This window comes from Stenotrophomonas sp. 10N36, assembly GCF_056395005.1.
Genome location: NZ_JBFTIS010000001.1, coordinates 595,563 through 615,196 on the forward strand (window position 1 = coordinate 595,563; position 19,634 = coordinate 615,196).

At 68.6% G+C, this 19,634-nt stretch carries 18 protein-coding genes; 11 read left to right on the top strand and 7 right to left on the bottom strand.

Features of this window, described 5'->3' with window-relative positions; translation table 11 throughout:
* Positions 1-26: 26 nt before the first annotated feature.
* Positions 27-1,982: a DEAD/DEAH box helicase gene (locus AC1DCJ_RS02765; protein ID WP_478070022.1), complete on the bottom strand. Its 1,956-nt coding sequence runs from the start codon at positions 1,980-1,982 to the stop codon at positions 27-29.
* A 265-nt stretch (positions 1,983-2,247) separates the two neighbouring features.
* On the opposite strand from AC1DCJ_RS02765, the gene AC1DCJ_RS02770 reads away from it, so the two are divergent.
* Positions 2,248-2,478 carry an RNA-binding S4 domain-containing protein gene (locus tag AC1DCJ_RS02770; protein ID WP_038689530.1) on the top strand — a complete coding sequence of 77 codons (231 nt, stop codon included), beginning with the start codon at positions 2,248-2,250 and terminating at the stop codon, positions 2,476-2,478.
* A gap of 6 nt (positions 2,479-2,484) precedes the next feature.
* Here the strand turns inward: AC1DCJ_RS02770 and ubiM are convergent, their stop codons facing one another.
* From ubiM to AC1DCJ_RS02790, 4 genes are all read right to left on the bottom strand, one after another.
* Positions 2,485-3,705 (bottom strand): 5-demethoxyubiquinol-8 5-hydroxylase UbiM, encoded by a 1,221-nt coding sequence (ubiM, locus tag AC1DCJ_RS02775; RefSeq protein ID WP_478070023.1) that lies wholly within the window; start codon positions 3,703-3,705, stop codon positions 2,485-2,487.
* A gap of 99 nt (positions 3,706-3,804) precedes the next feature.
* Positions 3,805-4,194, bottom strand: a complete 390-nt coding sequence (locus AC1DCJ_RS02780; protein ID WP_038689533.1) for an MAPEG family protein — start codon at positions 4,192-4,194, stop codon at positions 3,805-3,807.
* Between the two features lie 30 nt (positions 4,195-4,224).
* Positions 4,225-4,758 (bottom strand): DUF4019 domain-containing protein, encoded by a 534-nt coding sequence (locus tag AC1DCJ_RS02785; RefSeq protein WP_137188965.1) that lies wholly within the window; start codon positions 4,756-4,758, stop codon positions 4,225-4,227.
* Between the two features lie 56 nt (positions 4,759-4,814).
* A complete protein-coding gene (locus AC1DCJ_RS02790) occupies positions 4,815-5,957 on the bottom strand; it encodes a COG3904 family protein (protein ID WP_478070129.1) in 1,143 nt (380 codons plus the stop codon).
* 172 nt (positions 5,958-6,129) lie between these two features.
* Between AC1DCJ_RS02790 and AC1DCJ_RS02795 the strand changes: the two genes are divergently transcribed.
* From AC1DCJ_RS02795 to AC1DCJ_RS02805, 3 genes are all read left to right on the top strand, one after another.
* Positions 6,130-7,596, top strand: coding sequence for a DNA-3-methyladenine glycosylase 2 family protein (locus AC1DCJ_RS02795; RefSeq protein WP_478070024.1), 1,467 nt, complete (start codon positions 6,130-6,132; stop codon positions 7,594-7,596).
* Positions 7,593-8,084 (top strand): methylated-DNA--[protein]-cysteine S-methyltransferase, encoded by a 492-nt coding sequence (locus tag AC1DCJ_RS02800; RefSeq protein ID WP_038689539.1) that lies wholly within the window; start codon positions 7,593-7,595, stop codon positions 8,082-8,084. Before AC1DCJ_RS02795 ends, AC1DCJ_RS02800 begins: the two co-directional genes overlap by 4 nt.
* 87 nt (positions 8,085-8,171) lie before the next feature.
* Positions 8,172-9,428 carry an alkaline phosphatase family protein gene (locus tag AC1DCJ_RS02805; RefSeq protein ID WP_478070025.1) on the top strand — a complete coding sequence of 419 codons (1,257 nt, stop codon included), beginning with the start codon at positions 8,172-8,174 and terminating at the stop codon, positions 9,426-9,428.
* A gap of 91 nt (positions 9,429-9,519) precedes the next feature.
* Here AC1DCJ_RS02805 and AC1DCJ_RS02810 read toward each other — a convergent pair whose 3' ends face one another.
* Positions 9,520-9,702 carry a 30S ribosomal protein THX gene (locus AC1DCJ_RS02810; protein WP_038689543.1) on the bottom strand — a complete coding sequence of 61 codons (183 nt, stop codon included), beginning with the start codon at positions 9,700-9,702 and terminating at the stop codon, positions 9,520-9,522.
* 116 nt (positions 9,703-9,818) lie between these two features.
* The gene (locus tag AC1DCJ_RS02815) at positions 9,819-10,232 is read right to left on the bottom strand and encodes a MerC domain-containing protein (RefSeq protein ID WP_038689545.1); all 414 of its coding nucleotides are present in this window, start codon (positions 10,230-10,232) and stop codon (positions 9,819-9,821) included.
* A gap of 157 nt (positions 10,233-10,389) precedes the next feature.
* Here AC1DCJ_RS02815 and AC1DCJ_RS02820 point away from each other — a divergent pair, with 157 nt between their 5' ends.
* The 7 genes from AC1DCJ_RS02820 to AC1DCJ_RS02850 all read left to right on the top strand — a co-directional run bounded on the left by AC1DCJ_RS02820 (position 10,390) and on the right by AC1DCJ_RS02850 (position 19,289).
* Entirely contained in the window at positions 10,390-12,585 is a 2,196-nt protein-coding gene (locus AC1DCJ_RS02820; protein ID WP_478070026.1) for a TonB-dependent receptor, read from the top strand.
* Between the two features lie 765 nt (positions 12,586-13,350).
* On the top strand, positions 13,351-13,785 hold the full coding sequence (locus AC1DCJ_RS02825) for a MarR family winged helix-turn-helix transcriptional regulator (protein ID WP_478070027.1): 435 nt from the start codon (positions 13,351-13,353) through the stop codon (positions 13,783-13,785).
* On the top strand, positions 13,782-15,020 hold the full coding sequence (locus AC1DCJ_RS02830) for an MFS transporter (RefSeq protein ID WP_478070028.1): 1,239 nt from the start codon (positions 13,782-13,784) through the stop codon (positions 15,018-15,020). Before AC1DCJ_RS02825 ends, AC1DCJ_RS02830 begins: the two co-directional genes overlap by 4 nt.
* Positions 15,021-15,110: 90 nt before the next feature.
* Positions 15,111-15,677: a TetR/AcrR family transcriptional regulator gene (locus AC1DCJ_RS02835; protein ID WP_478070029.1), complete on the top strand. Its 567-nt coding sequence runs from the start codon at positions 15,111-15,113 to the stop codon at positions 15,675-15,677.
* Positions 15,674-17,359 (top strand): MFS transporter, encoded by a 1,686-nt coding sequence (locus AC1DCJ_RS02840; protein ID WP_428711262.1) that lies wholly within the window; start codon positions 15,674-15,676, stop codon positions 17,357-17,359. Before AC1DCJ_RS02835 ends, AC1DCJ_RS02840 begins: the two co-directional genes overlap by 4 nt.
* A gap of 8 nt (positions 17,360-17,367) precedes the next feature.
* The gene (locus AC1DCJ_RS02845) at positions 17,368-18,561 is read left to right on the top strand and encodes an HlyD family secretion protein (RefSeq protein ID WP_478070030.1); all 1,194 of its coding nucleotides are present in this window, start codon (positions 17,368-17,370) and stop codon (positions 18,559-18,561) included.
* Positions 18,558-19,289 (top strand): hypothetical protein, encoded by a 732-nt coding sequence (locus AC1DCJ_RS02850; protein WP_478070031.1) that lies wholly within the window; start codon positions 18,558-18,560, stop codon positions 19,287-19,289. The genes AC1DCJ_RS02845 and AC1DCJ_RS02850 overlap by 4 nt, the downstream gene beginning before the upstream one ends.
* Positions 19,290-19,634: the final 345 nt, after the last annotated feature.

Here is a 19,634-nt window from a genome sequence, read left to right on the forward strand (position 1 = left end):
TGGCGTTGTCTGGATCGCGTGGGCGATCAGCCGTTGCGCGGACCGCGCGGCTTGAAGCCGTCACGGCGCGGCGGGCGATCGTTGCCGCCCGGGCCGCCCGGACCACGATGGCCGCCCGGACCACCCGGACCACGCGGCTTGCCACCGAACTTCGGCTTGAACGCCGGGCGCGCCGACGGGGTCAGGTCTTCACCCGGCTCGACCTTGCGCATCTGAAGCTGCTGGCCCGAGACCCACACCTTCTTCAGGTGGGTCAGCAGGTCCTGCGGCATTTCGGCCGGCAGGTCCAGCACCGAGAAGTCGTCATGAATGTCGATGCGGCCGATGAAGCGGCTTTCCAGCCCGGCTTCATTGGCGATCGCGCCGACGATGTTGCCCGGCTTGACGCCGTGCACATGGCCCACTTCGATGCGGAAGGTTTCCATGCCCGGCTCGGCGGCACCGCGCGGGGCGATGTCACGGCGCGGGGCGCGTTCGAAGCCGCCGTCGCTGTTGCCGAAGTCGCCTTCCGGACGCGGCGGACGCGGGCCACGGTCGTCTTCACGGCGCGGGCCACGCTCGAAGCGCGGCTCGAAACGGGCCGGACGCTCGCCACGGTCATTGCTGCGGTCGTTGCGCTGGTGCGGGGCACGCTCTTCACGGGCACCACGGACCGGCGGGGTCAGCAGGAACGGCGAATCGCCCTGCAGCAGCTTGGCCAGCGCGGCGGCGATCTCGATGGCCGGCACGTTCTTCTCGCCTTCCAGGCGCTGCAGCAGGTCGCGGTAGAACTCGGTGCCGCCGGCATCGAGTACATCGCTGATGCGGCTCATGAACTTGGTGATGCGGGTGTCGTTGACCGCGTCCACGCTCGGCAGCTGCATCTCTTCGATGGGCTGGCGGGTGGCGCGCTCGATGGCACGCAGCATGCCCTTTTCACGCGGGGTGGCGAACAGGATCGCGTCACCGGTGCGGCCGGCACGACCGGTACGACCGATGCGGTGCACGTAGCTTTCGGTGTCGTACGGGATGTCGTAGTTCAGCACGTGGCTGATGCGCTCCACGTCCAGGCCGCGGGCGGCCACGTCGGTGGCCACCAGGATGTCGAGCTTGCCTTCCTTCAGCATGCCGATGGTGCGCTCGCGCTGGGCCTGCTGCATGTCGCCGTTGATGGCGGCCGCGGCCAGGCCACGGGCCTGCAGCTTCTCGGCCAGCTCTTCGGTGGCCGCCTTGGTACGCGAGAAGATGATCATCGCGTCGAACGGTTCCACTTCCAGGATGCGGGTCAGCGCGTCCAGCTTGTGCATGCCGCTCACCCACCAGTAACGCTGGCGGATGTTGGCCGAGGTGGTCGTCTTGCTGACGATGGTCACTTCGGCCGGGTTCTTCAGGTAGGTCTGCGCGATGCGGCGGATCTGCGACGGCATGGTGGCCGAGAACAGGGCGACCTGGCGCGTCTCCGGCAGCTTCTTCAGCACGGCTTCGACGTCGTCGATGAAGCCCATGCGCAGCATTTCATCGGCTTCGTCCAGCACCAGCGTCTTCAGCTCGGACAGGTCCAGGGTGCCGCGCTCGAGGTGATCGATCACGCGGCCCGGGGTGCCGACGATGACGTGCACGCCACGGCGCAGGGCCTGCAGCTGCTGGCCGTAGGGCTGGCCGCCGTACACCGGCAGCACGCGGAAGCCGGGGATGCCCGACGAATAGGTCTGGAACGCCTCGGCGACCTGGATGGCCAGTTCGCGGGTGGGCGCCAGCACCAGCACCTGCGGCTTGGTCTGGTTGAAATCGAGGTTGGACAGCACCGGCAGCGCGAAGGCGGCGGTCTTGCCGGTACCGGTCTGGGCCTGGCCGAGCACGTCGCGGCCTTCCAGCATCGCCGGGATCGTGGCAGCCTGGATGGGCGACGGGGTTTCGTAGCCGACGGTGGCGACGGCCTGCATCACAGCGTCGGACAGGCCGAGGTCTGCGAACAGCAGCGGCGCGGAGGTTTCTTGGGACATGGGGAACTCCAAAGCACTGCCGTTGAGGAGGCAGTGAGATAAAAAAGGGGATGGTCCGCGCTTTGGGCGCCCTTTCTTATCGCGTGCCCTAGCGCTGCTCGGTCGGAGGAGAATTCACTCGCTCAGGCCGCGATGATACTCCATCGTTCCTGAACAACGCGTACAGATTTCCGCATGGATGCCGTTCTGCCGCCTGCTGGCGCACAATACGCGCCCTTTCCCGGCCCGGTCCCACGTCCGCGCCCTTTCCCAGGATACCCGTTCCATGCAGACCCTCGAATTTGAACTGGACCGCGACTACGTCGAGCTCAAGCAGCTGCTCAAGCTGGCCGACCTGGTCACCAGCGGCGGCGAGGCCAAGACCGTGATCGGCGACGGCCAGGTCCTGGTCGACGGCGAGGTCGAGCTGCGCAAGGCCTGCAAGATCCGCGGCGGCCAGGTGGTGCAGTTCGGCGACACCACCATCAACGTGCTGGCCGACAGCGACGCCCCCTGACCCACCTCAGACCCGCGCGTCGCGCTGGGTCAGGTGGGCGGCGATCAGCTGGCGGAACGGGGCCACCCCGTGCGCCAGGCGCAACCCGGCCCGGCGCAGCATCCGCGCGGGCAGGCGGTCATCGGTGTACAGCGTGGCAATGGCATTGGTGGCCTCGTACAGCGGGCGCGAGGCCAGCCGGTGGCCGCGTTCAAAGCGGGCCAACCCGGCCGGGGCGCCGATGTCGCCGCCGCGGGCCGCCGCCTCGTTCAGCACGCTGGCCAGCCGGTGCGCGCCGGCCAGGCCCAGGTTGAACCCATGCGCGGTGACCGGGTGCATGCCCACGGCCGCATCGCCGATCAACGCGCAGCGATCGCCCACGAACGCATGGGCATACACCCCCACCAGCGGATAGGCCACCGGGGCCGCGCTGGGCACCATCGCCCCCAGCCGCTGCTCGAACAAGCCACTGATGCTGTGCCCGAAGCGGGCCGGGTCCTGCGCCATCAAGGCCTCGATCTGGCGCGGCGGCAGGGTGATCACCGCCGACGCCTGGTCGCCATTGAGCGGCAGCAGCGCCATCGTGCGGCCGTACCCGAACCACTCCCACGCGGTGTGCTGGTGCGGCACCTCGATCCGCATCCGGCAGACCAGCATCGACTTGCCGAAGTCGCGCATGCGCGCCCCGATCCCAAGCATGCGCCGGGTACTGGAGAAGCGGCTGTCGGCGGCCACCACCAGGCGCGCGGCCAGGCGGCGACCATCGGCCAGGGTGACCACGCTGCGCCCTGCCCCCGGCACGATGCCGGCCACGCGCGTTTCATCCAGGATCTGCAGGCCCGGCTGGTCCTGCACGCTGGCCCAGGCGGCGCGGCGGATCAGATGGTTGGGTACCAGCCAGCCCAGATCCTGCGTATCGCGCTGGGTGGCGGCAAAGGTCAGGGCGAACGGCGAGCTGCCGTCCATCACCTTGGCGTCGCGCAGCGGGGAGATCTCGGCCGGGTCCAGCCGCTGCCAGATGCCAAGCGTCTCCAGGATCTGCCGCGAAGCGTGGGTCAGCGCAATCTCGCGGCCATCGAAGGCGGCCTCCGCCAGTGCCGCGCGCGGCTGCTGTTCCACCAGCGCCACCTGCAGGCCGCTGCCGGCCAGCGCGCGGGCGAAACACAGCCCGGCCGGGCCGGCGCCCACCACCACCACGTCCACCGGCTGCTCCGGCATGCACTGCTCCTGGGGGGGTTGGTCCGACATGTCCGATCCTGCGGTGACTGGTCCATGCCAGCTTAGCGCTGATCGCGCGGGCCGCGCCTTGATCTGGATCAGCGGCCGCAGCCGCCGTTCACTGGCCCGTTACAGCAACGCCCACAGCAACAGCACGATGCCCACCAGCGAGGCCAGCCACACCAGGCTGCGCACGTACGGCACGCCGGCTGCGTACAGCGGCAGATACACCACCCGTGCCCAGAAATAGAGCTGCGCGGCCAGCGCGGTCAGCCCGTCCTGACGCTGGGTCAGCACCACCGCCAGGATCGCCGCCGCGAAGAACGGGAAGGTCTCCATGAAATTGGACTGCGCACGCTGCAGGCGACCGGTCAGCGGCCGCACCGGCGGGTTCTGCCCATCGCGGGCCGACGCATTCCACTGCAGCCCGCGCTCGCGGGTGACCGCGGTGGAGGCGGCAAACAGGTGCACGATGCCCAGCACCATCGACCACACCAGCATCTGGATCTCGATACTCATGCTGCACTCCTCAGGCAATGACGGGGTCGATCAGGGGGTAGCGGCGCGCACGCTGTAACCGGCCAGGCGCCAGACCCGGTCGTCGTCCAGCCGGAACGACACCAGCTCGCGTACCGGCTGGGCGCTATTGGCAAACCGGGTGGGGAAGCTGACGTTGATGTACAGCCCTTCGGGCACGGTTGCGCCGGCGGCGTACTTGACCCGGGTCACCACCGGCTGGCCACGCGCCGCCAACGCGCCAAGGCGCTTGCGGTCGGCGTTGAGCTGGCTCACGAAGGCCTGTTCGGTGACCGACTTCTTCGCCACGGCCGAGGCGCCTTTCCATGCCTCGGCAGCGCGGTTGGTGTCCACCAGCTGCGCCACCTGCAATGCGGCTGCACTCATTTCCGCATCCTGCTTGTGCACCTGCGCCTGCTGCGCCGGGGTCAGGGCCGGACGTGCAGCGGGTGCGGCCGCCGGCGCCGGGCGCGCAGGGGCCGGCGCGGGCGTGGCCGGCGGCGGGGTCTGGGCCTGGGCAACAGCAGCAAGCAGGAACGAAGACAGCAGCAGCGGAACACGCATCAGGACACCGTTGGCTGGAAGGATCCAGGCCAGTCTACGGGAACCCCGTGAGTGGTTCGTCAGTTGCGCTCGGCGGTTTCCGGCAGTGGCTGGCCGACGTCGCTGGCGGTGCGCTCGGCCGGCGCGTCATGGCCGGGCGCAACGCTGGACGGCAGCAGCGTGGACACGTCGATCTCCGACAGCGGGCTCTCGTCCGGGCAGGTGGCATCGGGGAAACCGTAGCGCTGCTTGAGCGTCTGCCCGCAGCTGTTGACGGTCTCCAGTTCGGTGCCTTCGCGCTTGCAGGTCTGATCGAAGGCGATCAGGAACGCATCTTTGCGGCGCACGAAATCATCGCCGCATTTGCGCATCTGCTTGATCCGCTCCAGGTCGTCCTGCACCGCGTTGGTGCCATCCAGCCCGAACTGGCGCAGCTCGTCGCTGGTCAGCAGGCGCAGGCTGCGGTTGGGCACGGTCATCATCAGGTCGGCCACGCCCACCGCCACGCCGTTGCGCTGCAGGTAGTCCTTGACGTTGTCGTAGACCTCATGGAGCTCGCGGTTGAGTTCGGCCCGCGACGTTGCCTTGGAACTGATCCGCATCATCCGATGGATGCCGACCTTGCCGGCCACCAGGCGGTTGTCGCCGGCGGCCAGCACGAACACGCAGGCGCTGTGGCAGACCGAGCCTTCACGGATCCAGATGGTCCAGTTGGATTCGCCGATGCGGTCGCCGGCCACGATGGCCGCTTCCACCTGGCCACCGCTGGAATCCAGATCGAGCACGCGCTTGGAGATGCGTTGCGCGTCGGCCACCATCGCCAACCGCGCCACCAGCTCGGAGAAGCCGGGGTTGATCTTGCCCACGTAGCGCACGCGCACCAGCCCGCGCTCCACGCACGGTGCCAGCGCGGCGTCGATGCTGGCGCGGTCCAGCGTTTCCAGCGCGATGCCATCGCCGCCTTCGCCGGCGTAATCGGTGTCGCAGCTCACCCACGCCTTGCCGTTCTCCAGCGTCGCCTCGCCCCAGCCCTGGTCGCCGCGCTTGGGCGGCAACGGGGCCGGTGCCGGCGCATCGGCGGCGTTGAACGACACCATGTGGTCGCCATCGGCGGTCTGTGCACGCACCGCCTTGTCGGCGGCAGTGACGTTGCCGGGATTCTCCAGCTGGCTGCAACCGGCCAGACCGAGGCACAACAGGGGCAACCACCACGACTTGAGCAACATGAACGACCCGGTATCCGTACGAAGGAGCGCGCGCAGCGGCGCGTGAACACACAGTCTAGTGTGCGCGACCGTCTGCGCGGGAACCTGCCCTGAACCAGCGCGACCGACCGTCGCATTGCTGTCCGAAAATGGCGAGCCGAGCGCCGCGGCCGGGCATAGACTGGCCCCCATGGACACCGCCCTGCCCCTGGACTACGCCGCCTGCGAAAGCGCCCGCCTTGCCCGCGATGCGCGCTTTGACGGGGTGTTCTTCACCGCCGTGCGCAGCACCGGCATCTACTGCCGGCCCGTGTGCCCGGCGCCCCCGCCGAAGCCGCGCAACGTGGACTACTACCCCACCGCTGCGGCGGCCGCGGCGGCCGGGTTCCGCCCCTGCCTGCGCTGCCGCCCGGAACTGGCGCCGGAGGCCCAGGACGCCCTCAGCAACGAAACGCTGCAGCGCGCCTTGGCCCTGATCCACGATGGCTACCTGCAGGACGCCGCCGTACCCGCGCTGGCCACCCGGCTGGGACTGAGCGCGCGCCAGCTGCAGCGCCTGTTCGTGGCACGCCTGGGTGCGGCGCCGGCGCAGATCCATGCCACCCGCCGCCTGTTGCTGGCCAAGCAGCTGCTGACTGAAACCGCGCTGCCGGTCACCGACGTGGCCATGGCCGCCGGCTACAACAGCCTGCGCCGCTTCAACGCCGCCTTCGTGGACGGCTGCGGCATGCCGCCCACCGCGATCCGCCGCCAGCGCGGCGCGCTTGATGACGGCGCGCTGACCCTGCGCCTGGGCTACCGGCCGCCGCTGGATTTCGCCGCGATGCTGGCGTTCCTGCGCCGCCGCTCCATTCCCGGCATCGAATGCATCGAGGCGGACAGCTATCAGCGCGTCATCGGCCCGCCCGAACGGCCCAGCGTGCTGCGCGTTACCGCCGACCCCAAACGCGCCGAACTGCGCCTGCAGCTCGGCCAGATCGACCCGCGTGCCATTCCCGGAATCGTGCGCCGGGTGCGTCGCATCTTCGACCTCGATGCGGACCTGCGCATCGTGCACGCCACCCTGGCGCAGGACCCGCTGCTCGCGCGCGGCATCGCGCTGCGCCCGGGGCTGCGCGTGCCCGGTGGCTGGGATGGTTTCGAAGTGGCGGTGCGCGCAGTGCTCGGCCAGCAGGTCAGCGTGGCCGCCGCCACGACCCTGGCGCGCCGCGTGGTGGATCGGTTCGGACAGGACCTGGCGGGCATGCCGGCCGGACTGGACCGCCAGTTCCCCACCCCGCAGGCACTGGCCGAGGCGCCGTTGGAGAGCATCGGGCTGCCGAAAACCCGCGCCGCCACCGTGCGCGCCGTGGCCCTGGCGGTGGCCGAAGGCCGCCTGGATTTCAGTGCCGGCCAACGCCTGGAGAGTTTCGTCGAACGCTGCGTGGCCTTGCCCGGAATCGGGCCGTGGACCGCGCATTACATGGCACTGCGCGCACTGGCGCTTCCCGATGCATTCCCCGCCGGCGACCTGGTGCTGCAGCAGGTGCTTGGCGGCCCGACCCGCCTGAGCGAACGCGCCACCGAAGCGCGCTCGCAGGCCTGGCGACCGTGGCGCGCCTATGCGGTGCTGCACCTCTGGCACCTGTCCACCCCCACTTCCGGAGCGACCCCATGACCCTGTTCTACGACACCTTCGACAGCCCCATCGGCGCATTGACCGTGGCCGGTGACGCCCAGGGCATCCACCACATCCTGTTCGAGAACAACCGCTACGACGCCAAGGGCCGCGCGCAGTGGCAGCACGACGCCGATGCACTGCGCGATGCGCGTACGCAACTGCTGCAGTACCTGCAGGGCGAACGCCAGCGCTTCGCCTTGCCGCTGGCCCCGCATGGCACGCCCTTCCAGCTGCGCGTGTGGAAGGCGCTGGCCGACATTCCGTTCGGCCAGACCTGGAGCTACGTGGAGCTGGCCCGCCACATCGGCCACCCGACGGCCAGCCGCGCGGTCGGTGCCGCCAACGGCCGCAATCCGTTGCCGATCGTGCTGCCCTGCCACCGCGTGATCGGCAGCAGCGGCGCACTCACCGGCTTCGGCGGCGGACTGCCGACCAAGGCCGCGCTGCTGCAGCTGGAAGCGCACACCGGCGCGCTGTTCGCCTGATCGCGCAGGTGATGCACACGGCGCACCTGGGCTGACCCTGCCATCGGTTGTCTTCGCCGCGTCACCCCGCCGGACTATCATGGCCGGATGACTTCCGTCCGCCTTTCGTTGGCGCTTGCCGCCACCCTCGCGTTGACCAGCTGTGCCAGCGTTCCTTTCGACTCCGCGACGGCCGGCCGCGCGCCGGTTGCCGCGCCCGCCACCACGCCGAAGTTGCTACTGGTGTCCATCGACGGCCTGCGCGCGGACATGCTCGACCGCGGCATCACCCCCAACCTGTCGCGCCTTGTCGACGGGGGCGTGCGTGCACGCTGGATGACGCCGTCCTATCCGTCCCTGACCTTCCCCAACCACTACACCATCGTCACCGGGCTGCGTCCGGACCATCACGGCATCATCCACAACAGCATGCACGAGGACGCACTGGGCAGCTTCCGCCTGAGCAAGCGTGAAGCGGTGACCGATGCACGCTGGTGGGGCGGCGAGCCGATCTGGGTGGGCGCGGAGAAAGCCGGTGTGCGCACCGCGACGTGGTCCTGGCCCGGCAGCGAAGCCGCCATCCAGGGCATCCGCCCCAGTCAGTGGCGAACCTACGATGCCAGCGTGCCGTTGCCCGACCGGGTAGACCAGGTGCTGGGCTGGGTCGGCCAGACCGATGGCGATGCGCCGCGGCTGGTCACGCTGTACATGGAGCAGGTTGACCACGCCGGCCACGACCATGGCCCGGATTCACCGGAGTATGCCGCCGCGATCGGCGAGGTCGACCAGGCCATTGGTCGGCTGCTGGACGGCCTGCAATCGCGCGGGCTGGAGAACAGCACCAACGTGATCGTGGTGTCCGACCACGGCATGGCCAGCGTGCCCGACGGCCAGACCATCGCCATCGAAGACATGGTCGACCCGACGATTGCCACGGATGTGTCGATGGGGCAGTCGGTGGGGTTCGCGCCCTTGCCGGGCAAGCGCCGCGAAGCCGAAAAGGTGCTGCTGGGTGCACACGCGCAATACGACTGCTGGACCCGGCAGACGCTGCCGGCGCGCTGGCACTACGGGTCCAACCCGCGCATTCCGCCGATCGTGTGCCAGATGCACGAGGGCTGGAACGCGCTCAGCCGCGCCAGCGTAGCCAAGCGCCCCCCCGGCACCCGCGGTTCGCACGGGTACGACAACGCCCTGCCCTCGATGCGCGCGGTGTTCATCGCACGCGGTCCGTCGTTCAACCAGGGCCAGACCATCGCAGGCTTCGACAACGTCGACGTGTACCCGCTGCTGGCGCGCCTGCTGGGCATTCCAGCGGCCCCCAATGATGGCGATGCCGAGCGGCTGCTGCCGGCGCTGCGCTGATCTGCCTGCCGCGCGCGCCGCGCGGCCTGTGCGTGACGCATAAAAAAAACGCGGCGCAAGCGCCGCGTTTTCTTCGACCCGCCAGGCGGGATCAACCGGCCTTGGCGACAGCCTTCTTGGCCACGGCCTTCTTGGCCGGTGCCTTGGCAACGGTCTTCTTGGCGACCGGCGCAGCTGCGCCCACGGCCACCTTGCTCACCACGTGCGAGCGCGAATTGCCGTAGCTGGCGTTGAAACGCTTGCCCTTGGCGGTCTTGCGGTCACCCTTACCCATGTCGTCAACTCCTTAGTCTGAAACCTGATTCTGATTACCCCGCACTGACACGGGTTCGGCGGGGCCGCCCTCTCAGGCGCCCCCGCGCACGATCTGGAAGCCTACCATGCGCGCTCTCAATGAGCACAGCTGGCGTCATGGACGTGGCCGTGGTTCAGGCGCAGGTTGACCAGATGGGCCACGCCGACCAGCACGCCGCCCAGGGTCATCACCACCGCATGCGGCACCGCCGAGTGGTGCAGCGGGTCATACAGCAACCCCGCCCACAGCGCGGTCAGGCCCGGGATCAGAAAGGCCAGCGCGCGCAGCGCGCCGTGCCGGCGCCAGCCCCAGACCAGGCTGAACAGGCCCAGCAGGGTGACAAAGCTCACCAGGGCCAGCTCCACGCCGTCGCCCATCCAGACCGACAGCCCCAACGACGGCGCAGCCGCCAGCAGCACCGGCAGCACAGCGCAATGCACGGCGCACAGCAACGAGCCGGTGGCACCGAAACGATCCAGCAAATGGCGAACACGAGCGAACAGGGGCATGACTTCCAGCAGGGTCGGCGAAGCGTTATGGAATAATATAACATCAATCCTGACGCGCACCCCTGCCTCCCCCTGACTTGCCCTCCCCCGTCCCGTTACGGGATTCGCGCGCCCCACCATTGATATATTGTAACAATTGACCGAAGGCCCTTGCCCTATGCGCTCCAGCTCCCTCCTGCTCACCCCCCACGCCCTGTCCCTGGCGCTTGCCGCCGCCCTGCTGCCGTCGCTGGCCATGGCCGCGGACGCCCCCGGCAACCACCGCGACGGCCACCTGACCGAGCTGTCCACCGTGAAGGTCACCGCCTCGCCGCTGCAGGGTGATGCCGAATCGCTGGCCCGCCCGGTCGACGTGCTGGCCGGTGAGCGCCTGGATGAGCAGAAGGCTGGCACCCTCGGTGACACCGTAGCCAAGCTGCCCGGCGTGCAGAGCACGTTCTTCGGCCCCGGCGTCGGCCGCCCGATCATCCGCGGCCAGGAAGGCCCGCGCGTGGCGGTGCTGTCCAACGGCATGGGCAACATGGATGCCTCCACGGTGAGCGCCGACCATGCGACCAGCATCGAGCCGTTCCTGGCTGACCAGATCGAAGTGCTGAAGGGTCCGGCCACGCTGCTGTTCGGCAGTGGCGCGATCGGCGGCGCGGTCAACGTGGTCGACGGCCGCATCGCCCGCGAACTGCCGGACCGTCCGCTGAGTGGTCGCGCCGAACTGCGCGGCAATTCGGTCAATGATGAGCGCAGCGGCATGTTCCGCCTGGACGGTGTCAGCGGCAACGTCGTGCTGCATGTCGACGGCCTGGTCCGCAACGGCGATGACTACCGCATTCCCGGCTACGCGGTGATCGACGGCCTGGAAGACCACAGCGGCCACGACCACGCCGAAGGCGACACCGACGAACCGCGCCGCGGTCGTCTGGACAACAGTTCGATCCGCACCCGCGCCGGCGGCGTCGGTGCCACCTGGCTGGGCGATGACGGCTACTTCGGTGTGTCCGCCAGCACCTACCGCACCAACTACGGCATTCCCAACGGCGCGCACGTGCATGCCGACGACGACCATGATCATGACCACGATCACGACCATGGCGACGAGGAAGAAGGCGACGAGCATGACGTCCGCATCGACATGGTGCAGAACCGCTTCGAAGCCAAGGGCGGCATCTACCAGCCGACCTCGTTCCTGAAGAACATCAGCCTGCGTACGGCCTACACCGACTACGAGCACACCGAACTGGAAGCCGGCACGCCGGCCACGCGCTTCACCAACCGTGGCATCGAAGGCCGCCTGGAAGCGGTGCAGGAACAGATCGGCGGCTGGGACGGCGCGTTCGGCCTGCAGTTCGGCAACAGCGACTTCGGCGCGAAGGGCGAGGAAGCGTTCGTGCCGGACACGGGCACGAAGAACATCGGCCTGTTCGTGCTGCAGGAAAAGCAGTTCGGCGCGTTCAAGCTGGAACTGGGCGGCCGCCATGACCAGGTGAAGCTGGACCCGACCGGCGATTACCGCGCGCGCAAGTTCGACGCCACCAATCTCTCCGCGGCCGGCATCTGGACCCTCAACGACGCCGTCGATCTGCGCTTCGGCATCGACAGCTCCGAGCGCGCCCCGACCAACGAAGAGCTCTACGCCGCCGGCGCGCACATCGCCACCCGCTCGCTGGAAATCGGCGATGCGAACCTGAAGACCGAACGCGGCCAGCGCGTCGAACTGGGCATCCATACCCATAGCGACCGCGTCGACTTCTCCGCGTCGATCTACCAGACCAAGTTCAAGGACTTCATCTACCTGGCCGACACCGGGGTGGTCGAATCCCTGCCGGTCCGCCTGTGGACGCAGCAGGACGCCACCTTCAAGGGTGCCGAAGCGGAAGCGCTGTTCCACCTGTTCGAGGGCAACGCGGGTGATTGGGATCTGCGGGTGTTCGGCGATTACGTGAAGGCGGAGCTGGATGGCAGCGGCAGCCGCAACGTGGACATCGCCGTGCCGCACGGCGATCACAACCACAACTACACCGTGGAGCTGGCCAACACCGGTTACCTGCCGCGGATCGCGCCGGGCCGGGTGGGCGCGGACCTGCGCTGGTCGCGTGACGGCTGGCGCGCATCGGTGGGCGCAGTGCGTTACAGCAGCCAGAAGGACGTGGCGCAGAACGAGGATACGAGCAATGGCTACACGCTGGTGGACGCGCACCTGGCCTACCGTTGGGACCGCAACGACAGCAACAGTTACGAGGTTTTCCTGGACGGCAACAACCTGACCAACCAGGAAGTGCGCCCGCACACCTCGCTGTTGCGCGACTACTCCCCACTGCCGGGCCGCGGCGTCGCCTTCGGTATCCGCGCCTTCTTCTAAAACACGCTTTGCGACTGGGGTCGTTTGATCACCCTGAGGGGGCCGAAAGGCCCCCTTTTTTTTCGAAGCAGAAAGCTCGTTGTTCCACTGTCTACCTGGGTGGGTGGGGGTCTGTGGATTCACGGGACACGCCGCAAGTCCCGCTCCGCGGCCCGGCCCAGCCGCTGGCGGCTGTGCGTTCGGACGCATGCGAGGCAGTGCCTCGCAAGCAATGCGCCCTCACCCTTGTAGGCTCCGTCGCGCCATCCATGGCGCTCAGGGTCCCGTGAACCCACAGACCCCAACCCTCGACAGTTTTACGGTGGCCCAAAAAAACAAGAGCAATCGAAAGCGCTAAAGCAACAACAACAACAACAACAACAACAACAACAAGATCAACAACAAGATCAACTGCCATCGCAACTGCGAAAGCAATTTCTAAAGCAACAACCGCTCCGATAACGAATGCGAGCGTCGCAGCAAACAAAAGCCGCAATGCCCAGCTGTTTGCCAGCACGCGCGTGGTCTGTGAGATGGGTGGCGGGTACGCGGTTCCAGGACCGTTGGGCGCCATGGATGGCGCCCACGAGCCCCCAGGGATGGGTTCACGGCGTGTCCTGGAACCGCGTACCCGCCGCCCATACACGCCAACCACAGGCCACCGCCAAACCGCTCCGGCTCCGGCTCCGGCTCCAGCTCTGGCTCCGGCTCCAGCTCCGGCCCTGGCACTTGACCTTTTACGTGCATATACACGTATGATCCAGCCAGACCACCCGGCGCGCCCTAATGGACCCCACCACCGCCAGCCCATGCACCTGCTTCCGCCTGCGCCGCGCCTCGCGCCAGCTCTCGCAAATCTATGACAGCCACCTGGCGCCGGCCGGACTCAGCCTCAACGCCTACTCCATCCTTCGCCGCGCCCCCGCGCCCCGCCAGCTAGGCGAACTCGCCGACGCCCTCGGCATGGACCGCACCACCCTCACCCGCAACCTCAAACCGCTCCTCCTCGCCGGCTGGCTCCAGGAACAACGCGGTCACGACGCCCGCCAACGCCTCATCGCCATCACCCCCGCCGGCAAAGCCGTCCTGCGCCGCGCCCGACCCCTCTGGCAGCGCGCCCAGGCACACGTCGAACGCGCCTTCGGCACCCTCCCCACCACCCACCTCAACGCCCTCCTCGACCAGCTCGACCACGCCCTCGCGCCCGGAGCCCCCGCATGACCGCCCAGCCCGCCCACCCGCGTGCCCCGACCATGCACTGGGGCCTGCTCGTCGCCGCCTCCGCCATCCTCATGGTCACCATGGGCGTGCGCCAGACCAGCGGCCTCTACCTCGACCCCATCCACCGCAGCACCGGCGTCAGCATTGTTGAAATCAGCTTCGCCCTCGCCATCGGCCAGTTCGTCTGGGGCGCCGTACAACCCGTCTTCGGCGCCGTGGCCGACCAGCGCGGCGCGCTCCCCGTACTGCTGTTCGGTGGCGTCCTGCTCGCCATCGGCCTCCTGCTCGCCCCCTACCTCACCAGCCCGCTCGGCCTCAGCGTCAGCCTCGGCCTGCTCATGGCCGCCGGTGCCGGCGCCGGCAGTTTCTCCGTACTGATCGGCGCCACCGCGCACCGCCTGCCCGCTGAAAAACGCTCCTTCGCCGCTGGCCTCATCAACGCGGGCGGCTCGCTGGGCCAGTTCGTGTTCGCCCCCCCCGTGCAATGGATCATCACCAGCGCCGGCTGGGCCCGCGCCATGTTCACCATGGCCGCCATCACCCTGCTCTCGCTCCCCCTGGCCTGGCCCCTGCGCCGCCGTGCCGGCGATCATGCCGCCGACGCCAGCGCCGCAGACGACGGCGGCCTGCGCGCACAACTGCGCCTGGCCGTGCGCGACCGCAGCTACTGGTGCCTGCACCTGGGCTTCTTCACCTGCGGCCTGCACATCGCCTTCCTGGTCACCCACCTGCCCGGCGAAATCGCCCTGTGCGGGCTGTCGCCCACCGTCGCCTCCACCTCGATCGCGCTGATCGGCCTGTTCAACATCGCCGGCAGCCTCATCGTCGGCGCGCTCGGCCAGCGCTACCGCATGAAGTACCTGCTGTTCTGGATGTACGCCAGCCGCGCGGTGATGATCGGCGTGTACCTGGTCGCCCCGCCCACCCCGACCACCTTCTACGTGTTCTCCGCCGCGCTCGGCTTCACCTGGCTGGCCACCGTCCCGCCCACCGCCGGCCTGGTCGGCAAGCTGTTCGGGCCGCGCTACCTCGGCACCCTGTTCGGCTTGACCCTGCTCTCGCACCAGCTCGGCGGCTTCTTCGGCGCGTGGCTGGGAGGCGTGGCATTGGCCCACTCGGGCAACTACCTGTGGATGTGGTACGCCGACATCGCGCTGGCCGCCATCGCCGCCCTGGTCAACCTGCCGATCCGCGAAGCGCGCTACAGCTGCCATGGGGTAAACGCGACACGCTGAGGGGCGTGCGTAATCGTTCCCCTGGGAGTGTCAACACCGCATAACGTCGGGAGTGCTTTAATCGCGGACACATTCGTCCGAAAATGCAGCATGACCTCCCAACGTGCCGATGCGGCTGCCCGCCGCGCCCTCATCCTGGATGCCGCCGACGCGGTGTTCGGGCAGCATGGCGTCACTGCCCCGCTCGACCTGGTGGTCGAACGCGCGCAGGTCGGCCGCGCCACCCTGTACCGCAATTTCCCCGACCGCACCGCGCTGGTGGAGGCGCTGCTGCAGCGCACGGTGGCCCGCATCAACCGCCAGGTACAGAGCCTGGGCGAGCGCGATGATGCCTTGTTCGAAGTGCTCGAAGGCATGGCCGCCCGCATCGTGCAGTCGCCGGCGTTGTCGGACTACTGGCGCGCGGTAGACCCCGATGACCCGGCCATCAAGGCCGCGCGGCACACCATCTGGGGCCTGCTGGAAGCACCGATCCAGCGCGCGATCGCCGCCGGTCTGTGCCGTGCGGACCTGCAGGTGACGGACATTTCACTGATCTCAGGCATGCTGGGAGCCGCGCTGCGTGGCAAGTCCCGCGAAGAGCGGGCCAAGCTGGTGGCGCGCGCCCTGCAGTTGCTGCGTACCGGACTGCGGGGACCCGTCGACGCGGAGGGCTGATGGCGCAGTACCTCAAACCGATCCCGGACTGGGAAGACCACGAAAAGCCGACGCTGCCCGGCTCGGCGTCGATGCCGTGGCATCCCTGGCACCGGCGCGTGGCCTATGCCGCCGTGGCGCTGCTGGTGGGCATCACCGGCGGGCTGGGCAATGCGCTGGTCACCGCCAACCTGCCGTTCATGCAGGGCCAGCTCGGCTTGACCCCGGCGCAGGGCAGCTGGCTGGTGGCCGCCTATGCGATGGTCAATGTCACCGCCAACCTGCTCGCCTTCAAGTTCCGCCAGCAGTACGGCATTCGCCTGTTCGCCGAAATCGGCCTGGGCCTGTATGCGGCGCTGGCGGTGCTGCACCTGTTCGTGGGCAGCTATGAAACCACCGTGCTGACCCGCGCGGCCAGCGGGTTTGCCGGCGCCGCCTGCAGCACCTTGGGCACGCTGTACATGCTGCAGTCGCTGCCGCGCAAATACACCGGCAACCTGCTGGTGATCGGCGTGGGCATCTCGCAGCTGGCCGTGCCGATCGCCTGGCTGGTGTCGCCGGGGCTGGTGGACACCGGCCAGTGGCACAACCTGTACCTGTTCGAGGCCGGGCTGGCCCTGTGCGCCTTCGCTGCGGTGGTGGTGTTGAAGCTGCCGCCGGGCGTGCAGATCAAGGCATTCGAGCCGTTGGACTTCCTCACCTTCGCCCTGCTCGCCCCGGCAGTGGGCCTGCTGGTGGTGGTGCTGGCCCAGGGCTATGTCCGCTGGTGGCTGGATACGCCGTGGCTGGGCTGGGCGCTGGTGGCCTCCATCACGTTGGCCACCGCCGGCTTCATCCTCGAGCACTACCGGCGCAACCCGCTGCTGCAGACGCGCTGGCTGGCCAGCCTGCCGGTGCTGCACTTCATCGTCGGCGCGTTCCTGATCCGCTTTCTCACCACCGAACAGTCGTACGGCGTGGTCGGGTTGATGCGTCAGCTGGGCATGGGGCCGGACCAGATGCGCCCGTTGTTCGGGGTGATCCTGGCCGGTGTGGTCACCGGCATCGCGGCCGCCTCGCTCACCTTCGGCCCCAAGCGCATCATCGCCCAGCTGCTGATGGCCATTCTGCTGCTGGGCAGCGCGGCCCTGCTCGACCAGAGCCGCACCAGCCTGGACCGCCCGCACGATTTCTACGCCAGCCAGTTCCTGGCCTCGGTGGGCGCCGGCATGTTCATGGGACCGTTGATCATGCTCGGCATCACCCAGGCCTTGAAGCAGGGCGTGGACCACATGATCACCTTCCTGGTCACCCTGTCGATCACCCAGACCCTGGGCGGGTTGGCCGGCTCGGCGGTGCTGGGCACCTACCAGCTGCACCGCGAGCAGCTGTATTCCAGCGCACTGGTCAGCCAGCTTGACCCGGCCGACGGCGTGGTCGCGCAGCGCCTGAAACAACAACAGCAGCTCTACGCCGGATTGATCACCGACCCGGTGCAGCGCAGTGCGCAGGGCACGGCGCAGTTGGCGCTGACCGCCCGCCGCGAAGCCAACGTGCGCGCCTTCAATGATGTGTTCCGGCTCAGCGGCACGGTCGCGCTGGGCTTCCTGGGTTGGTTGCTGCTGCTGTCGGTGCGTACCGCCGTCCTCAAGCAGTGGCGCAAGCGCCACCCCGCGCCCTCTTCCCCTTCAGTCGCGGCGCCGTTGCCCGCCCCGCCACGATGAGTCCCCCCATGCCCACGCCCCCCCCCCGCGACGACAGCGCACCCGAGAACGTCAACCCGGCCCCGCCGACCGATGCCGCCCCCGTCAGCAGTGCGGCCGCGGCGGGTGCGGTGCCGCCGCCGAGCGCGCCCAAGTACCTCAAGCCGAGCACCCGCAGCGTAGTGATCATGATCGTGATCGCGCTGCTGGGCATCGCGCTGATCCTGCGCGCGTGGTCGTTGTGGCCGTTCGACAGCACCCGGGTAAGTACCGACAACGCCTACGTGCGCGGCCAGATCACCGTGCTGGCGCCGCAGGTCAACGGCTATGTCACCGAGGTGCTGGTCAAGGATTTCCAGCACGTCAAACAGGGCGACCCACTGGTGCGCGTCGATGACCGCATCTACAAGGAAAAAGTGGCGCAGGCCCAGGCCGACCTGGACAGTGCCAAGGCCGCGCTGGCCAACTCCGACCAGGCCCAGGCGCAGAACCGCGCGCAGATCGGTGCCGCGCAGGCCAACCTTGTTGCCGGCCAATCGGAGCTGGCTCGCTCACGCACGGAGCTCAAGCGCTATGAAGCCCTCACCGCGCAGCAGCTGGTAGCGCTCAGCGACCGCGACAAGCTGCGCACCGGGGCGCAGTCGGCACAGGCGGCCGTGCTGCAGTCGCAGGCGCAGATCCGCATCGCCGAGGAAACGCTGACCTCCACCCAGGTGGCACGCAAGAGTCTGGAAGCCCGCGTGGAAACCGCGCAGGCGCAGCTGGAACTGGCCCGGATCGACCTGGCCAACACGGTCATCCACGCCCCGCGCGACGGCCAGATCAGCGAAGCCTCGGTGCGCCTGGGCCAGTACGTCACGGCCGGCTCGCAGCTGCTGTTCCTGGTGCCCGATACGCTGTGGGTGGTGGCCAACTTCAAGGAAGGCCAGACCTGGAAAATGCGCATCGGCCAGCCCGCCTCGTTCAAGGTGGATGCCTTCGACGGTGAAAAGCTGCACGGGCACATCGAGCAGATCGCCCCGGCCACCGGCTCGGAGTTCAGCGTGCTGCGCCCGGACAACGCCAGCGGCAACTTCACCAAGGTGGTGCAACGCCTGCCGATCCGCATTTCCATCGACCCGGACCAGCCGCTGGCCAAGCGGCTGCGCCCGGGCATGTCGGTGGTGGTAAAGGTGGATACGGCGGCAGACGGCAGCGATACCGCGGCGGCGGAGCGCCGATGAAGTTCAACGCATTGGCGCAGAAGGCGGCCAAGGGCAGCGCGCCGGCGGCTTACGGTGGTGCGCTGGAGGTGGAGCACTTGATTGCCTTCGCCCTCGAACATGGTGCTGCGGGCGCCGACGAAATCGAGCGTCTGTGCGCCCTGCATGGCTGGTTGGAGGACGGTCTGCTGCCCGATGGCCGTCGCGTGGTGCCGTTCGCGCGATGGGCGACCGCCTGCGCGGCGTACGCGCGCGACGGCGTTGCCGGACTGCGCCCCCTGCTGGCCGATCCGGCGATGGCCGCCTTCGCAATCGGCGTGCTTGAAGCGGTGCGCACGCGCGACGCCGTCGCCGAACTGCTTGCCTACTGCGAACGTGCCGACTGGCGGGCGAGCGACGCGGCCGCAGCGCCGTGGAGGGCGCTGGGTGCGTTGAACCTGCAGCTTTCCTTCGACGACAGTGTGCCGATCGATGCGACGCTTCAGCATGCGCTGTACGAGACGGCCATGCAGGCATGGGGTGCGACCTCTGTTACGCACCTCAAGGCCGTCTCGCTTTACGCCCTGCGCGGCGCTCCCTTGGCCGCATCGCTTGGCTGGGTTGATGCACTGGTCGTGGCAGACCCCGATCTCGTATCCGCCCGCCGGGTGGTCCTGAATAGTCTCAAACGCCGCCTGGATGCGACCTACGCAGCCCCGGATGCCCGGAACCGGCGTGAGATCGCGAAGGCACGCAGCAGGGCCACCTGATCGCCGGGACAGCCACGCATGGCGTGGTTCTACCAAGGGGATGATCGATCCGGGACATAGCGCAAAGCAGGCTCTTCTCCCATCGAGGGGAGCGTCTTGTTGCAAGGGCGGGTGCCGGGGTATGCAGCAGGCGCCGTTTGGATCGGCTGGCGTCTTCGATCGGGCCGGTCGCGAGCGTGAGGGCCCCGTAGCAGCCGGTAGGCCCCTGGTGCAAATGTCCCCCGGCCGCGGGGCGGCCTCCTCCTTTATTTTGCCCAGGAGCCTACCGGCCGCTACGGGGCTCGGCTTCCGGTAAGCAGGCAACGCCAGGCTTTTCTAGCGCTGTCGGTGGGTCGGGCGCTGGGC

Coding starts and splice junctions, on each gene's coding strand:
- AC1DCJ_RS02765 (WP_478070022.1), bottom strand. CDS start 1,982: ATGTCCCAAGAAACCTCCGCGCCGCTGCTGTTCGCAGACCTCGGCCTG.
- AC1DCJ_RS02770 (WP_038689530.1), top strand. CDS start 2,248: ATGCAGACCCTCGAATTTGAACTGGACCGCGACTACGTCGAGCTCAAG.
- ubiM (WP_478070023.1), bottom strand. CDS start 3,705: ATGTCGGACCAACCCCCCCAGGAGCAGTGCATGCCGGAGCAGCCGGTG.
- AC1DCJ_RS02780 (WP_038689533.1), bottom strand. CDS start 4,194: ATGAGTATCGAGATCCAGATGCTGGTGTGGTCGATGGTGCTGGGCATC.
- AC1DCJ_RS02795 (WP_478070024.1), top strand. CDS start 6,130: ATGGACACCGCCCTGCCCCTGGACTACGCCGCCTGCGAAAGCGCCCGC.
- AC1DCJ_RS02800 (WP_038689539.1), top strand. CDS start 7,593: ATGACCCTGTTCTACGACACCTTCGACAGCCCCATCGGCGCATTGACC.
- AC1DCJ_RS02805 (WP_478070025.1), top strand. CDS start 8,172: ATGACTTCCGTCCGCCTTTCGTTGGCGCTTGCCGCCACCCTCGCGTTG.
- AC1DCJ_RS02810 (WP_038689543.1), bottom strand. CDS start 9,702: ATGGGTAAGGGTGACCGCAAGACCGCCAAGGGCAAGCGTTTCAACGCC.
- AC1DCJ_RS02815 (WP_038689545.1), bottom strand. CDS start 10,232: ATGCCCCTGTTCGCTCGTGTTCGCCATTTGCTGGATCGTTTCGGTGCC.
- AC1DCJ_RS02820 (WP_478070026.1), top strand. CDS start 10,390: ATGCGCTCCAGCTCCCTCCTGCTCACCCCCCACGCCCTGTCCCTGGCG.
- AC1DCJ_RS02825 (WP_478070027.1), top strand. CDS start 13,351: ATGGACCCCACCACCGCCAGCCCATGCACCTGCTTCCGCCTGCGCCGC.
- AC1DCJ_RS02830 (WP_478070028.1), top strand. CDS start 13,782: ATGACCGCCCAGCCCGCCCACCCGCGTGCCCCGACCATGCACTGGGGC.
- AC1DCJ_RS02835 (WP_478070029.1), top strand. CDS start 15,111: ATGACCTCCCAACGTGCCGATGCGGCTGCCCGCCGCGCCCTCATCCTG.
- AC1DCJ_RS02845 (WP_478070030.1), top strand. CDS start 17,368: ATGCCCACGCCCCCCCCCCGCGACGACAGCGCACCCGAGAACGTCAAC.
- AC1DCJ_RS02850 (WP_478070031.1), top strand. CDS start 18,558: ATGAAGTTCAACGCATTGGCGCAGAAGGCGGCCAAGGGCAGCGCGCCG.